At 72.1% G+C, this 15,204-nt stretch carries 11 protein-coding genes; 6 read left to right on the top strand and 5 right to left on the bottom strand.

The genetic code is table 11. The annotated features are described in order from the left end of the window. Positions 1-95: 95 nt before the first annotated feature. Positions 96-1,667, bottom strand: coding sequence for an acyl-CoA mutase large subunit family protein (locus COUCH_RS04515; RefSeq protein ID WP_249610831.1), 1,572 nt, complete (start codon positions 1,665-1,667; stop codon positions 96-98). 209 nt (positions 1,668-1,876) lie between these two features. On the opposite strand from COUCH_RS04515, the gene COUCH_RS04510 reads away from it, so the two are divergent. Continuing rightward, on the top strand, positions 1,877-3,796 hold the full coding sequence (locus tag COUCH_RS04510; RefSeq protein WP_249610830.1) for a serine/threonine-protein kinase: 1,920 nt from the start codon (positions 1,877-1,879) through the stop codon (positions 3,794-3,796). A gap of 23 nt (positions 3,797-3,819) precedes the next feature. Beyond that, positions 3,820-5,463 carry a phospho-sugar mutase gene (locus COUCH_RS04505; RefSeq protein WP_249610829.1) on the top strand — a complete coding sequence of 548 codons (1,644 nt, stop codon included), beginning with the start codon at positions 3,820-3,822 and terminating at the stop codon, positions 5,461-5,463. A gap of 6 nt (positions 5,464-5,469) precedes the next feature. On the opposite strand, the gene COUCH_RS04500 is transcribed toward COUCH_RS04505, so the two are convergent. From COUCH_RS04500 to COUCH_RS04490, 3 genes are read right to left on the bottom strand one after another with little or no spacing between them, the layout of a single operon-like run. After that, complete coding sequence (locus tag COUCH_RS04500) at positions 5,470-6,150, bottom strand: GOLPH3/VPS74 family protein (protein ID WP_249610828.1); 681 nt, start codon at positions 6,148-6,150, stop codon at positions 5,470-5,472. Between the two features lie 59 nt (positions 6,151-6,209). After that, the gene (locus tag COUCH_RS04495; protein WP_249610827.1) at positions 6,210-7,136 is read right to left on the bottom strand and encodes a GT-D fold domain-containing glycosyltransferase; all 927 of its coding nucleotides are present in this window, start codon (positions 7,134-7,136) and stop codon (positions 6,210-6,212) included. Further along, positions 7,133-10,609 (bottom strand): bifunctional glycosyltransferase/CDP-glycerol:glycerophosphate glycerophosphotransferase, encoded by a 3,477-nt coding sequence (locus COUCH_RS04490; protein WP_249610826.1) that lies wholly within the window; start codon positions 10,607-10,609, stop codon positions 7,133-7,135. Before COUCH_RS04490 ends, COUCH_RS04495 begins: the two co-directional genes overlap by 4 nt. A 71-nt stretch (positions 10,610-10,680) precedes the next feature. Between COUCH_RS04490 and COUCH_RS04485 the strand changes: the two genes are divergently transcribed. Beyond that, entirely contained in the window at positions 10,681-11,163 is a 483-nt protein-coding gene (locus tag COUCH_RS04485) for an NUDIX hydrolase (RefSeq protein ID WP_249610825.1), read from the top strand. Here the strand turns inward: COUCH_RS04485 and upp are convergent. Further along, on the bottom strand, positions 11,160-11,792 hold the full coding sequence (gene upp, locus COUCH_RS04480; RefSeq protein ID WP_249610824.1) for a uracil phosphoribosyltransferase: 633 nt from the start codon (positions 11,790-11,792) through the stop codon (positions 11,160-11,162). The genes COUCH_RS04485 and upp overlap by 4 nt on opposite strands. Positions 11,793-11,854: 62 nt before the next feature. Here upp and deoC point away from each other — a divergent pair, with 62 nt between their 5' ends. The 3 genes from deoC (at position 11,855) to COUCH_RS04465 (ending at position 15,187) form a co-directional block, all read left to right on the top strand. Next, positions 11,855-12,805, top strand: a complete 951-nt coding sequence (deoC, locus tag COUCH_RS04475) for a deoxyribose-phosphate aldolase (RefSeq protein WP_249610823.1) — start codon at positions 11,855-11,857, stop codon at positions 12,803-12,805. 5 nt (positions 12,806-12,810) lie between these two features. Then, on the top strand, positions 12,811-14,238 hold the full coding sequence (locus tag COUCH_RS04470; protein ID WP_249613563.1) for an aldehyde dehydrogenase family protein: 1,428 nt from the start codon (positions 12,811-12,813) through the stop codon (positions 14,236-14,238). Positions 14,239-14,410: 172 nt separating this feature from the next. Then, entirely contained in the window at positions 14,411-15,187 is a 777-nt protein-coding gene (locus COUCH_RS04465) for an aldehyde dehydrogenase family protein (protein ID WP_249613562.1), read from the top strand. The last annotated feature ends 17 nt before the right edge of the window (positions 15,188-15,204 follow it).

Genomic DNA, 15,204 nt, shown 5'->3' with positions numbered 1-15,204 from the left:
CCCTGATAAGAGCGATCTCCGGGCGGCATGCGTTGACCACCTCCTACAACGGGTTACGAATCGCGGAGGTGACGCGGTTCAAATCCAGGCAGCGCTCAGAAGTGCTCCACCGGGTGGTATACCCCCCAGACGCCGCGCAACGTGTGGCAGACCTCACCAACCGTGGCACGGCGGCGCAACGCCTCCCGCATCGGCGGCAGGACGTTGTCCGTGCCCTCGGCGGCTTTGCGCAGATCCGCCAGGGCCGCCTCCACCGCCGCGCCGTCCCGCTCGGCGCGCAGGGTGGCCAGGCGCGCGGCCTGCTCCGCTTCGATCTGCGGGTCGACGCGCAACGGTTCGTACTTCTCCTCCTCGTCGGCGCCGAAACGGTTGACGCCGACCACCACCCGCTCGCCGCCGTCGATCTGTTGCGCGATCCGGTATGCGGAGGTCTCGATCTCCTGCTTCTGGAAGCCCTGCTCGATGGCCTCGACCACGGAGCCGTACCCGAACACCCGCTCGATCAGGTCGGTCGCGGCGGCCTCCACCTCGTCGGTCATCGCCTCGATCACGTACGAGCCGGCGAACGGGTCCACCGTGTCGACCAGCCCGGTCTCGTACGCGAGCACCTGCTGGGTCCGCAGCGCGAGCCGGGCCGACTTCTCGGTGGGCAGCGCGATGGCCTCGTCGTACGCGTTGGTGTGCAGCGACTGGGTGCCGCCGGCGACCGCGCCGAGGGCCTGCACGGCGACGCGTACGAGATTGACCTCGGGCTGCTGCGCGGTGAGCTGGACGCCGGCCGTCTGGGTGTGGAACCGCAGCATCATCGACTTCGGGTTCGTCGCGCCGAACTCGTCGCGCATGATCCGCGCCCACATCCGCCGGGCGGCGCGGAACTTGGCGATCTCCTCCAGCAGCGTGGTGCGGGCGACGAAGAAGAACGACAGCCGGGGCGCGAAGTCGTCGACCGCGAGGCCGGCGGCGACCGCGGCGCGCACGTACTCGATGCCGTTGGCCAGCGTGAACGCGATCTCCTGCGCGGGCGTGGCCCCGGCCTCGGCCATGTGGTAACCGGAGATCGAGATGGTGTTCCACCTCGGGATCTCCGTCCGGCAGTACGCGAACGTGTCCGCGACCAGCCGCAGCGACGGCTTGGGCGGGAAGATGTACGTCCCCCGGGCGATGTACTCCTTGAGGATGTCGTTCTGGATCGTGCCCTGCAGCGCCGGGCCCGGCACGCCCTGCTCCTCGGCGACGAGCTGGTAGAGCAGCAGCAGCACGGAACCGGGCGCGTTGATCGTCATCGAGGTGGAGACCTGGTCCAGCGGGATGTCGCGGAAGAGCCGCCGCATGTCCTCGATGGAGTCGATGGCCACACCGACCTTGCCGACCTCGCCGTGCGCGATCGGCTCGTCGGAGTCGTACCCCATCTGCGTGGGCAGGTCGAACGCCACCGACAACCCCATGGTCCCGGCCTTGAGCAGCTGGTGGTAGCGGGCGTTGGACTCGGCGGCGGTGCCGAAGCCGGCGTACTGCCGCATGGTCCACGGCCGCTTCGTGTACATCGTCGGATAGACGCCGCGCGTGTACGGCCACTCACCGGGCCGGCCGAGCTTCTCCTCCACGTCGGCGGGCAGGTCGCCGCTGTCGTAGACCGGCTTGATCTCGAACCCGGATTCTGCGTTCACACCGCGATCCTAAGGCGTCGTTCAGGTCGCGTGGGGTGTGAGGGATTTTGCACCTCGCGTCCGAAAAGTTCCACCCTATGCGACAGCGTTGCTACGGTCCGTCAAGTTCGCGGAAACACTCCATGACCGGCTTTTCGAATCGGGGTACGAACCGGCAAGATAGCGTGGTTGGCCGACCGCCCCCTACACCCCATTCGGTGGCATCTCACGTGACTCAGATTCCGACGTGGAGCAGTGGCAACACCGCTCCGACCAGCGGACGCGCAGCCCCGGGCACGCTCATCGGCGGGCGGTACACCCTTCGCGCCGCGGTCGGCCACGGTGGCATGGGCACGGTCTGGCGTGCCGCCGACACGCTGCTGCGCCGGGACGTGGCGATCAAGGAAGTCATCCTCCCGCCCGGTCTGGCCCCCAGCGACCGCGACGCGATGTACGAGCGCACGATGCGCGAGGCCCGCGCCGCCGCGGCCCTGCAGCACCCGGCCGTCGTGCAGGTCTACGACGTGGTGCACGAGAACGGCCGCCCCTGGATCGTCATGGAGCTGCTGGAGGCGCGCAGCCTCGCGGACATGGTGATCGAGGACGGGCCGGTGGCGCCGCGGGTGGTCGCCAAGATCGGCATAGCGCTGCTCGGCGCGCTCGAGGTGGCCCACGCGCACGGCGTGCTGCACCGCGACGTCAAGCCGGCCAACGTGCTCATCTGCACCGACGGCCGCTGCGTGCTCACCGACTTCGGCGTCGCCCGGATGCCCACCGACGTGCAGCTCACCACGCCGGGCATGGTGCTGGGCTCGCCGCACTTCATCTCGCCCGAGCGCGCCATGGGCAGCGACTTCGGCCCGCCCAGCGACCTGTTCTCGCTCGGCGTCACGCTCTACACCGCCATCGAGGGCCGGCCGCCGTTCGACAAGGGCGACCCGATCGAGACGATGCACGCCGTCGTCGAGGACCCGCCCACCCCGGCGGTGCGGGCCGGCTCGCTCACGCCGGTGCTGATGGGCCTCCTCGAGAAGGACCCGGCGCGCCGGTTCGACGTGCAGACCGCCCGCACGATGCTGCGCCAGCAGCTGGCCGGCCCGCTGGCCAGCAAGGCGCCGCCGCACATGATGACGGACCCGTACTCGGTCGTCCCGTCGCAGCGCCCACCGGCGGCCGAGACCCAGCCGATCCCGCCGCCGCAGAAGCCCTCGGGCCAGATCGGCGGCCGGGCCATGCTCGCGCCCGGCGACTCGCTCTCCGGTCACCTGGCGAAGCTCAAGCAGGGCGGCACCGACGAGAAGCGCCCCGCCGCGCCCGCGGCCGACCAGCCCACCGGGGCATACCCGGGACCCGACGGCGACCGCACCAGCGTGATCCCGCCGTCCGGGCCGGGCGGCGACGCCACCAGCGTGCTGCCGCCCCGGCGCCAGTGGGACGGCGCCCGCGCCGCCCGCGAACCCATGGCCGGCGGCGGCACCGTGGTGGGGAGCCCGGCCGTCAAGCGCCAGCAAATCATCGACAGGACCGTCGCCACCGTGCGCGAGGCCACCGGCAAGGCGGTCACCACGGTGAAGGGGTGGCCGCGCAACACGCAGCTCGCCGCGGCCGGCGGGATGGCCGTGCTGCTGGTCGTCGCCCTCGTGCTCGCCTTCTCCGGCGGCGGCGACGACAAGACGCCCACCGCGGCCGGTGTGCCGCAGGGCAACGCCGCGGGCGACCCGGGCTTCGCCACGGTGGCGTACAAGGGCCGCGGCACCAGCGTCTCCGTGCCGAAGGGCTGGACGAAGAAGAGCGGCGGCAGCTGGGTCGACTACGTGGACCCGGCCGCCGAACGGAAGGTCCGCCTGCTGGTCGAGCCCGGCAAGGGCACCCCGCAGAGCTTCCTGAAGATCGCCGAGAACAACCTGAAGAAGAAGGGCTCCAGCTGCCCGAAGCCGTACGCGCAGGTGGGCCTCACCGACCGGGAGATCAGCGGCCACCCCGGCGCGGTCCTCGAGTACACCTGCGCGGGCACCCGGCACGGGCTCTGGGGCGCCGTCCTGACCAACGGCAAGGCGTACTCGTTCTACATGACCAGCACCGAGCAGCAGTTCGCGGAGAGCAAGCCGATTTTCGAGAACCTCGTGAGGACCTTCGCGCTCGACGGCTGACCGGGTCGTGCTATCCACTGAGCATGGCAACTGACGACCTTCGCGAGCTGGCCGAGACCTGGCTGGCCGACGACCCCGACCCGGCCGGCCGCGACGAGATCCGCGCGCTGCTCGCCCGCCTCCCGGAGAGCGCGGCCGAGCTGGCCGACCGGTTCGCCGGCCCGCTCACGTTCGGCACCGCCGGGCTCCGCGGCCGGCTGCGCGCCGGGCCGAACGGCATGAACCTCGCCGTCGTGACCCGCGCCGCCGCCGGGCTGGTCGCCTGGCTCGGCGCCCAGGGCGGCCACGGCCCGCTGGTCATCGGGTACGACGCCCGGCACGGCTCGAAGGACTTCGCCGAGCAGACCGCGCGGGTCGCCACCGCCGCCGGGCGGGAGGCGCTGGTGCTGCCGCGCCCGCTGCCGACGCCGGTGCTCGCGTACGCGGTCCGCAAGCTGGACGCCGTCGCCGGGGTCATGGTCACCGCCAGCCACAACCCGCCGCAGGACAACGGTTACAAGGTCTACCTGGGCGCACAGCTCGGCGGGCCGGCCGGCGCCGGGGCGCAGATCGTCCCGCCCGCCGACGCCGGGATCGAGGCCGCCATCCGGGCCGTCGGGGCGCCGGCGGAGGTCGCGCTGGGCGAGCCCGGCACGGTTCTGGGCGAGGAGATCGTCGACGGGTACGTGGCCAGCGCCGCGGCCGTCCTCGGCGACGGGCCCCGGGAGCTGCGGGTCGCGTACACGCCCCTGCACGGGGTGGGCGGCACGGTGCTGGCCGCCGCGTTCACCGCGGCCGGGTTCGAGGCGCCCGCCGTGGTCGCCGAGCAGGCCGAGCCGGACCCCGACTTCCCCACGGTCGCCTTCCCCAACCCGGAGGAGCCCGGCGCGATGGACCTGCTCCTCGCGCTGGCCGCGGAGACCGGCGCGGACCTCGCCATCGCCAACGACCCGGACGCCGACCGCTGCGCCGTCGCGCTGCCCACCGGCGAGGAGGGCGGCTGGCGCGCGCTGCGCGGCGACGAGCTGGGCATTCTGCTCGCCGACCACCTCATCCGCACCGGCACACCCGGCGTGTACGCCACCACGATCGTCTCGTCCACCCAGCTCAAGGCGCTGTGCGCGGCGCGCGACGTGCCGTACGCCGAGACGCTGACCGGCTTCAAGTGGATCGTGCGCGCCGCCGACGAGCTGGCGTACGGCTACGAGGAAGCGCTCGGCTACTGCGTCGCCCCGGACATGGTCCGCGACAAGGACGGCATCACGGCGGCCCTGCGCATCGCCGAGCTGGCCGCCGCACTGAAGGCGGAGGGCAAGTCGGTGCGGGACCGGCTGGACGAGCTCGACACCGAGCTCGGCGTGCACCGCACCGACCAGCTGTCGGTACGCGTCGACGACCTCACCGTGATCACCCGCGCGATGCAGCGGGTCCGCGCGAACCCGCCCGCCACGCTGCTCGGCGAGCCGGTCACGCAGGTCGAGGACCGGGCACCGGCCGCCGACGTGCTCACCCTGCGGACGGCGGGCGCCCGGGTGGTCATCCGCCCGTCGGGCACCGAGCCGAAGCTCAAGGCGTACCTGGAGGTGGTCGAGCCGGTCGGCACCGGCAAGCTCGTCACCGCGCGGTTCCGCTCCGGAGCGGGCATGGCCCAGCTCCGGAAGGAGGTCTCCGCCGCGCTGGGCCTGTAGCGCCGGCTACAGCACCTTGGGGGTGCCCAGGGCCGCGCTGATCGCCCGGCCCAGGGTCGCCACCACCAGCGCGACGCTGGGCCGCACGATGGAGTCCTCGATGCTCGCCCCGGAGAAGCCGGCCCCGCTCGCGATCTGCTCCAGCCGCTCGTGGGCACGGGCCGACTCCTCCGGCGGCAGCCGGAGCGCGGGCTCCATGCGGGTAGCCACGAGCAGCGTGGCCAGCGCGGCCGTGCGCTCGTCCGGCGCCGCGTCGGTGATCAGCGCGTCCGCCAGCCGCTTGCGGATCTCCGCCTCGTACGCCGGGTCGGTCGTCGGGTAGCGGTGCACGTGGATGGCGCCGAGCTGGGTCTCGTCGACGTCGCGGATGACGCCCCGGGCGACCAGATCCTCGAGGACCCGCTCACGCAGCCGGTGGCGCAGCCGCTGCACCCACTGCCCGGGGGTGTGCGGGACGTCGGCGGCCGCCTTGGCGAGGACGGCGTCGGCGATCGGTTCCCCGGTCGGGGTCGTGTCCTTCACCACGAGGTTGCCGTCGGCGTACGCGATCCGCCCGGCGAGCGCGAGGTCGACCAGCACGGCCGCGGCCATGCCGAGGTCGAGTCCGATACGGGAACCGGTCGCCTTGCCGGTCTGGTCGTCATACGCGAGGAGCAGGAGCTCCTCGGCGAGCGCGATGGAGGTCATGTCGAAAACGATAGTGGCCGGTGTCACCGGGGCAACCGCCAGAGGGTCTGCCGCGGCGACTACTTCCGGACCACTTCGAGCTCCTCCGGCCAGGCGCCGCCGGCGAAGACGTTCGCCCAGCTCTCGCTGATGTGACCCATGTCGATGGCCCAGCGCCCGCGCTGCGACAACCAGGCCGCCGCGAGGGTCCCGGCGGGACCCAGGGCGAACAGGTACAACCGGCCCGGATCCGCGTCCTCCAGCTCCCGCATGAGGCGCGGCAGGTCGGCGTACGCGTCGGTCGCCGTGGAGTACACGAAGTCGATGGAGCGGGTGTTGCCGAACAGCGCCGGCTCCAGGTGGAAGCGGGAACCCTCGCCGGTGACGATGCTGATGTCCTGCCCGTCCCACACGTCGCGCCACAGCTCGACCCCGCGCCGGCCCAGGTGCGAGAAGTAGATCGGCCGGGACACGTGCGAGGTGCCGTACGGGACGATCGGGTTGAGCAGCGGCTTCACCTCCGGCCAGATGTCCTGCCACACCGAGGTCCAGTGCACGTCCCGGAACGTGTACGGGAACCCGACCAGCAGCCGGTCCGGGTCGAAGCCGTCCATCGTCAGCACCGCGCGCAGGTCCCCGGCGAGCCGCGCCGACCAGGGCTGGAAGCGCAGGTTGTACTGCGGCCGGAGCATGAGCTTCAGCTCGCCGTCGCCGAAGCGGGCCAGACTCAGCCGGTTGTCCGCGACCCGCCGCATGGTCTCCTCGAAGCCCAGCTGCTGCGCCTCGGTGAACGCGCGGATCTCGGCGAACATCGCGGTCGAGGCGTACGCGCGGAAGCCCTCCAGGTACTTGCGCTGCTGCTTGAGCTCCCAGCGGATGTCGTAGAGCAGCTCGTTCTGCTTGCGCGCCTCGGTGTTCGCCTCCTTCATGGCCTTGAGCACGCGCGGGTCCGCCGGAGGACCGGCCATGTGGCGCTTGACGAGCTTCCTGGCACGGTCCCAGATCATCGGCTTCCCCCGGCGTCGAGCATGCGGTCGGCCAGCTTGGCTGCGGCGTGGCCGTCGTCCAGGTCGCAGGCCTTGGCGGCGAACGCGCGGTAGCGCTCGGCGTACCGGGCGGCGATCGCGTCGGCGTCCCGGATCGCCGCGACGACCTCCGGCGAGGTGGCCAGCAGCGGGCCGGGCGCCTCGGCCTCGAAGTCGAAGTAGAAGCCGCGCAGCTCGTCGCGGTAGTACGCGAGGTCGTAGGTGAAGAACAGCATCGGCCGCCCGGTGTTGGCGAAGTCGAACATCACCGAGGAGTAGTCGGTGATCAGGATGTCGGCCGCCGCAAGCAGGTCGGCCATGTCCGGGTACGTGGACACGTCGTAGACGAACCCGTCGCCGTCGCCGGGGATCTCGTCCAGCACGTTGGGGTGCCGGCGGACCAGCAGGGCATGGTCGGCGCCCAGCTTCGCGGCCGCGTCCTCGGTGTCGAGCTGCATCGAGATGCGGTACTGGCCGCCGCTGTACTCGTCGTCGCGCCACGTGGGGGCGTACAGGACGAGCTTGCGACCGGGCGGGATGCCGGCGACGGCCCGGACCCGCTCGGCGATCTCCGCCCGGTCGCGGAACAGCACGTCGTTGCGCGGGTATCCGATCTCGAGCAGCTCACCCTCGTAACGGAACGCGCGGCGCAGGATCGGCGAGCTGAACGTGTTGGGCGACACCAGGAAGCTCCAGTTGGGCGCCTCCTGGGCCAGTTTCTCCAGGTAGCGGCGGTCGGTGAAGCGCACGTCGGCGATGTCGAAGCCGATCCGTTTCAGCGGCGTGCCGTGCCACGTCTGCACGACCACCTGCCCCTCCCGGCGGCGGAACCACTCCGGCAGGTGCTGGTTGGTGACGATGTAGCGGGCGGTGGCGAGCGCCTCGTACCACCGCCGGCTCCACAGCGGCACGGCGTCGCCGGTGTGCGGCACCGGCGCCTGCCCGTCGACCGACACCCACAGGTGTTCCAGTCGCAGCCCGCGGGCGACGAGCTCCTCGTGCACGGCGCGCGGGCTGTCCGAGTACTGGCGGCCGGTGAAGCTGTTGTAGAGCACCACGTCCCGCAGCGGCTTCTCCCGCGTCGCCGGGTAGTGCCGGTCGCGCAACCGGGCCTGGTTGCCGCGGCCGCGCTCCTCGTCGTCGAGCGCCGAACGGATCCGCAGCACCACGCGCTCGTCGGCGAGCCACTCCAGCGACACCCGGGGCGCGTCCCCGGCCAGCGGCAACGGAAGGGCGTCCATGGCGGTGGCCGCCGCGGGCAGTGGTTCCACCGGGCCGCCGGCGATGCGGCAGAGGACGTTCCAGGTGCCCGTACGCATCCGGACCCGGGTGCCGAAGTGCTCCACCGCGTCGGGGTCGACCTCGGCGTGCCAGGTGCCGCCTTCCACGCGTACGGGAAAAGCCTTGGTCTCGCGGCCGTTGCCCGGACGCAGCACCAGCTCCATCGGCTCCGCGCGACCGTGCAGGCGCCCGCTGAAGTGGAACTGCCGCGCGGCGGTGCTCACGGAGGTCAGGACCGGCCCGGTCGGCAACGCCGCGAGCACCGGCTCGCCGGTCCCGCCGCTGTGCAGGTGCACGGTCCGCGCGCCCAGGTCCACCGGCTCGATCGGGGCGTCCGTGAGGGCGCAGGTCAGCTCGCCGCTGCGCTTGGTGCCGGTGGCGAGCCGGATCGTCCAGCGGTCGGCCGGCTCGCCGATCCGCAGCGGCGGGTACGCGACCCCGTCCCGCTGCAGGTCCCCGACGGGGATGCTGAAGGTGAACCGGTCCCCGTCGGGGTTGAGCGGGTACCGCCGCCACACCAGCCCGTCGACCCGCGACAGGATCGCGGTCGTCGGCTGCCCCACCCCGGCCTTCCCGCCGATGACCAGGGCGTCCCCGTCGCGGTGCACGGCGTCCAGCACCGCCCCGACGTGGTCCACCTTGAGGCGCAACCGCCCGTCCGAGACGTACGGCGTGACCCGCACGTCGCCGAACTGGCGGGCGGTCAGCCGTACCGGGGTCGCGGGCTGGCCCATCTCCAGCGAGCCCTTGCTCTTGCGGCCCAGCCCCACGACGCCCGTCACGATCGACCACTCGCCGTCGCGCCAGGCACCCTCCGGCGTCCGCAGCGTCTGCGGGTCGATGAGCGCCTCGAAGCCGGACCAGTCGTACGAGGTCTGTGCCGAGCCGTGGTCCGCGGTCGCGTCGGCGCACCGCCGGTTGATCAGCGGCGTCCGCCGGGTCCGGCGCCCGCCCGCCTCCTTGAGCCAGATCAGCCGCGAGGTGCTCCACGGGTGCGCGGCCGACTGACCCGGGATGAACGTGTGGCCGCGGATGCACAGCCTGTCGTTCTCCCATGCCACCTCGTGCACCTTCGTCCTCGGCCGTGGCGTCCCGGCCGCGAACAGCTCGGGCGGCAGCTGCGGCAGCTTCGCGTGGAAGAGGTCCATGTCGTGGTAGCGGCGCAGCCCCCGGCGGGCGATCCGGCGCTGCTTGCGCACCACCGGCACCAGTTCGAGGATCTCCGGCATCATCCGGTGCCGCACCAGCGTCCAGAGCACCCGCTGGGCGGCGGGCAGTTCGAGGATCGCCTCCGGGTCGACGGTGTCCAGGTACGCGTTCGTCCGGTCCAGGAAGACCTGCCGGTAGTCGTCGTCCACCCGTGGCAGCACCCGGGCGAACAGCATCAGGTCGCTCTTGAGCACCGACTCGTCGTACAGCCGCTTGATCCCGTGGTAGCCGGACCGGCCGAGCAGGCGGCTCACCGCCCAGCAACTCTCCAGCCGGTCGAGGAACGCGGGCAGCTCCTCCCGGCGCTGGGTGATCGACTTGTCCGGCCCCTCCCGCTCCCGCCAGTAGTAGACGGGCGCGTCCAGCACGTCCACCGAGTCGGCGAGCACGTGCGCGGGGACCGTGACCGGGATGTCCTCGTACAGCACGCCCTCGGGGAACACGAAGTCGTGCAGGTCCCAGAAGCTGCGGCGGAAGACCTTGTTCCAGGCCGTACGGTCGCCCAGCAACGCGGGGAGATGACTGACATGGGTACGCAGCCTCGTGGCGGCGAACGGCGCCCGGTGCATCCCCGACTGGCTCAGCCCCTTGGTGGTGAGCCGCAGCACGTTGGCGCAGGAGAAGTCCGAGCCGGTCTTCTCCAGGCTGCCGACGAGCAGCTCGGCCGCGTACGGCGCCAGCGCGTCGTCGCTGTCGACGAACATCAGATAGTCACCGGTGGCGTGCTTGGTGCCGGTGTTGCGGGCGGCGCCCAGCCCGGCGTTCTCCTGGCGGATCAGCCGGAACCGGGGGTCGCGGGCGGCGTACCGCTCCGCCACGGCGGCGCTGTCGTCGGTCGAGCCGTCGTCGACCATGACGACCTCGAGCTCCGGCCGGTACTGCCCGGCGAGGGAGCCGAGGCACTCGTCGAGGTAGGGCCCGACGTTGTACATGGGCACGACGATGCTGAGGACCGAACTCGCCATTTCGGCAGGATATGCACCATTTCCGGGCCCGGTCCGAGCATCCGCGGATTCCCACACCTAAGGTTTCCGCCGTGCAGGCAACCCTCGCGACACTCGGCTACGTGACCTCGCCCGACGGCCGGCAGGTCCTCATGATCCGGCGGGACACCCGGCCGGACGACATCCATTTCGGCTACTACAACGGCCTCGGCGGCAAGCTCGAACCCGACGAGGACGTCGTCGGGGGGATGCGCCGCGAGATCCGCGAGGAAGCCGGCCTGGACTGCGTCACCGTCGAGCTGGCGGGCACCGTCTCCTGGCCGGGCTTCGGCCGCAACGGCGAGAACTGGTTCGGGTTCCTGTTCCGGATCCCGGCGTGGACGGGCACGCCGCTACCGGGCAACGACGAGGGCAGCCTGCACTGGGTGCCGGTGGCTGACGTGCTGGCGGGCCGCGTACCCATGTGGGAGTCGGACCGCCACTTCCTGCCGCTCGTCTTCGCCGAGGACCCGCAGCCGTTCCACGGCGTCATGCCGTTCGCCGGCGGCCGCGCCGTGAGCTGGTCCTACAGCTAGAAGCGGGGCATGCCGCCGAACTGGCGGTCGCCGGCGTCGCCCAGGCCCGGGACGATGTACATCTTCTCGTTCAGGCCCTGGTCGATGCTGGCCGTGACCAGCCGCAGCGGAAGCCCGGACTCCTCGAGCCGCTGGATGCCCTCGGGCGCCGCCAGCACGCAGCAGATCGTCACGTCGGTGCACCCACGGTCGACCAGCAGTCGGCAGCAGTGCAGCAGCGAGCCGCCGGTGGCGACCATCGGGTCCAGGACCAGCACCGGCAGCCCGGACAGGTCCCCCGGCAGCGACTCCATGTACGCCCGCGGCTCGTACGTGTCCTCGTCGCGGGCGAGCCCGACGAAGCCCATCGACGACTCGGGCAGCAGGGCGAGAGCCGAGTCGGCCATGCCCAGGCCCGCGCGCAGCACCGGCACGATCAGCGGCGGGTTGGCCAGCCGGGTGCCCTGGGTCGCCGCCACCGGGGTGGTGATCGGGTACTGCTCGACGGCGAAGGTGCGGGCGGCCTCGTACACGACCATGGTCGTCAGCTCGTGCAGGGCGGCGCGGAAGGTGCCGGAGTCGCTCTCCGCCCGCCGCATGGCGGTGAGACGGGACTGGGCCAGCGGGTGATCAACGACGAGTACGTCCACGCCGCTCAACCTACCGGTGTTCCCCAAGATCAACTGTCGGTGGGCCGCGTAGAATCCCTCTCATGACTGCGACGACGACGTCGAGGCTGCCCGGGGTGTCCGGTTCCGCCTTCGATCTCCGATCCTTCCTGCACGGGCTGCCCGGGGTGGACAAGGTCGGGGTCGAGGCCCGGGCCGCGGCGCTGGGCACCCGGTCGGTGAAGACCACCGCCAAGGCGGCCGCGATCGACCTGGCGATCCGGATGGTCGACCTGACCACCCTCGAGGGCGCCGACACCCCCGGCAAGGTCCGCGCGCTGTCCGCCAAGGCGCTGCGCCCCGACCCCGCCGACCCGACCTGCCCGCCGGTCGCCGCCGTGTGCGTCTACCCGGCGATGGTCCCCGTCGCTGCCGAGGTGCTGGCCGGCAGCGGCGTCCACCTCGCCAGCGTGGCCACGGCGTTCCCGTCCGGGCAGGCGCCGCTCGACGTCAAGCTCGCCGACACCCGCGACGCCGTCGCCGGCGGCGCCGACGAGATCGACATGGTGATCAGCCGGGGCGCGTTCCTCTCCGGGCGCTACGACCACGTGTACGACGAGATCGTCGCGGTCAAGGAGGCGTGCGGCGACGCGCACCTCAAGGTGATCCTCGAGACCGGTGAGCTGGGGACGTACGACAACGTCCGCCGCGCCTCCTGGCTCGCGATGCTGGCCGGCGCCGACTTCATCAAGACGTCCACCGGCAAGGTGCCCGTGGCCGCCACGCTGCCGGTCACGCTGGTGATGCTCGAGGCGGTCCGCGACTTCCGGGCCCGCACCGGGCGGCAGGTCGGGGTCAAGCCGGCCGGTGGGATCCGCACCACCAAGGACGCGATCAAGTACCTGGTGCTCATCAACGAGACCGTCGGCGACGACTGGCTGCACCCGGACTGGTTCCGCTTCGGCGCCTCGTCGCTGCTCAACGACCTGCTCATGCAGCGCACCAAGCTGACCACCGGCCACTACGCCGGCCCCGACTACTTCACCCTGGACTGATGGCGATGTTCGAGTACGCCCCCGCCCCTGAGTCGCGCTCGGTCGTCGACATCGCGCCCTCGTACGGCCTCTTCATCGACGGCGAGTTCGTCCCGCCGGCCTCCTCGGGCGGCGTCTTCAAGACCGTGAACCCGGCCACCGAGGAGGTCCTCGCCGAGGTCTCCACCGCCGGGCCGGAGGACATCGACCGGGCCGTCGCCGCCGCCCGTCGCGCGTTCGGTCCCTGGTCCGCGCTGCCCGGCGCCGAGCGCGCCAAGTACCTCTTCCGCATCGCGCGGATCATCCAGGAGCGCTCCCGCGAGCTGGCCGTGCTCGAGTCGCTCGACAACGGCAAGCCCATCCGCGAGTCGCGCGACGTCGACCTGCCGCTGGTCGCCGCCCACTTCTTCTACTACGCGGGCTGGGCCGACAAGCTGAAGTACGCGGGCTTCGGCGACGACCCGCGTCCGCTCGGCGTCGCCGCGCAGGTCATCCCGTGGAACTTCCCGCTGCTGATGCTCGCGTGGAAGATCGCGCCCGCGCTGGCCACCGGCAACACGGTGGTCCTCAAGCCGGCCGAGACGACCCCGCTCTCCGCGCTGTTCTTCGCCGACGTCTGCCGGCAGGCCGACCTGCCGCCGGGCGTGGTCAACATCGTCACCGGCGCCGGCGACACCGGGCGCACGCTCGTCGAGCATCCCGGCGTCGACAAGGTCGCGTTCACGGGCTCCACCGAGGTGGGCCGTCAGATCGCCCGCTCGGTCGCCGGCACCCGCAAGCGGCTGACCCTCGAGCTGGGCGGCAAAGCGGCCAACATCGTCTTCGACGACGCCCCCATCGACCAGGCCGTCGAGGGCATCGTCAACGGCATCTTCTTCAACCAGGGGCACGTGTGCTGCGCCGGCTCCCGGCTGCTCGTCCAGGAGTCGATCGCCGAGGAGCTCCTCGACTCGCTCAAGCGCCGGATGGCCACGCTGCGCGTCGGCGACCCGCTGGACAAGAACACCGACGTCGGCGCGATCAACTCGGCGGAGCAGCTGGAGCGCATCCGTACGCTGTCCGACATCGGCGCCGAGGAGGGCGCCGAGCGCTGGTCGCCGCCGTGCACGCTGCCGTCGCAGGGCTTCTGGTTCGCACCGACCATCTTCACCGGGGTCACCCAGGCGCACCGGATCGCCCGCGAGGAGATCTTCGGCCCGGTGCTGTCGGTGCTCACGTTCCGCACCCCCGCCGAGGCGATCGAGAAGGCCAACAACACCCCGTACGGCCTCTCCGCCGGCATCTGGAGCGACAAGGGCTCGCAGATCCTCGCGGTCGCCGACAAGCTGCGCGCGGGCGTGGTGTGGGCCAACACGTTCAACAAGTTCGATCCGACGTCGCCGTTCGGCGGCTACAAGGAGTCCGGTTACGGCCGTGAAGGCGGCCGCCACGGCCTGGAGGCGTACCTTGCCTGAGTCATCGTCCGACCGCCCCCGCAAGGGCGGGTCCGACAAGTCCGCCGGCAAGGCCGTCGCCGTCCGCAAGGCGGCGCTGGCCAAGACGGTCACCGCGACCCCGGTCCCGGCCGCCACCGCCGTCGCGACCCGCGCCACGTCCGGGCGGCTCGCCGTCCGCAAGACCTACAAGCTGTACATCGGCGGCGCCTTCCCGCGCAGCGAGTCAGGACGGACGTATCTGGTGGACGGCGACAACGTGGCGCTCGCCTCGCGCAAGGACGCCCGGGATGCCGTGATCGCCGCCCGCAAGGCCCAGGCCAAGTGGGCCGGCGCGACCGCGTACAACCGGGGACAGGTGCTCTACCGGGTCGCCGAGATGCTGGAGGCCCGCCGGGCGGAGTTCGTGGCGCTGGGCGTGCCGGGCGCCGAGGTGGACGCGGCCGTCGACCGCTGGGTCTGGTACGCCGGATGGTCCGACAAGCTCGCCCAGGTGCACGGCGGCGCGAACCCCGTCGCCGGCCCGTACTTCAACATCTCCGCGCCGGAGCCCACCGGCGTCGTGGGCGTCGTGGCGCCGGCCTCGTTTTTGGGCCTGGTGAGCGTGATCGCCCCGGCCATCGTCACCGGCAACACCGTCGTGGTGCTCGCCGCCACGCCGCAGGCCGCCGTGACCCTCGCCGAGGTGCTGGCGACCTCCGACGTGCCGGGCGGGGTGGTCAACATCCTCACCGGGCACGCCGCCGAGACCGCGCCCTGGCTGGCGTCGCACGACGACGTCAACGCCCTCGACCTGACCGGCGTCACCGACCCGGCGCTCGCCGCCGACCTCGAACGGTCCGCGGCCGGCAGCCTGAAGCGTGTGGTCCGGCCCCCGGCGGACGGCGCGGATTTCACGGCCGACCCGGGCCTGGGGCCGATGACCGCGCTGCTGGAGACCAAGACCGTCTGGCACCCCAAGGGCTTCTAGGCGGACCGCGGTCGGGT

The sequence above is a fragment of the Couchioplanes caeruleus genome (assembly GCF_023499255.1).
Taxonomy (GTDB): domain Bacteria; phylum Actinomycetota; class Actinomycetes; order Mycobacteriales; family Micromonosporaceae; genus Actinoplanes; species Actinoplanes caeruleus_A.
This window is presented reverse-complemented; position numbering and strand designations above follow the sequence as displayed.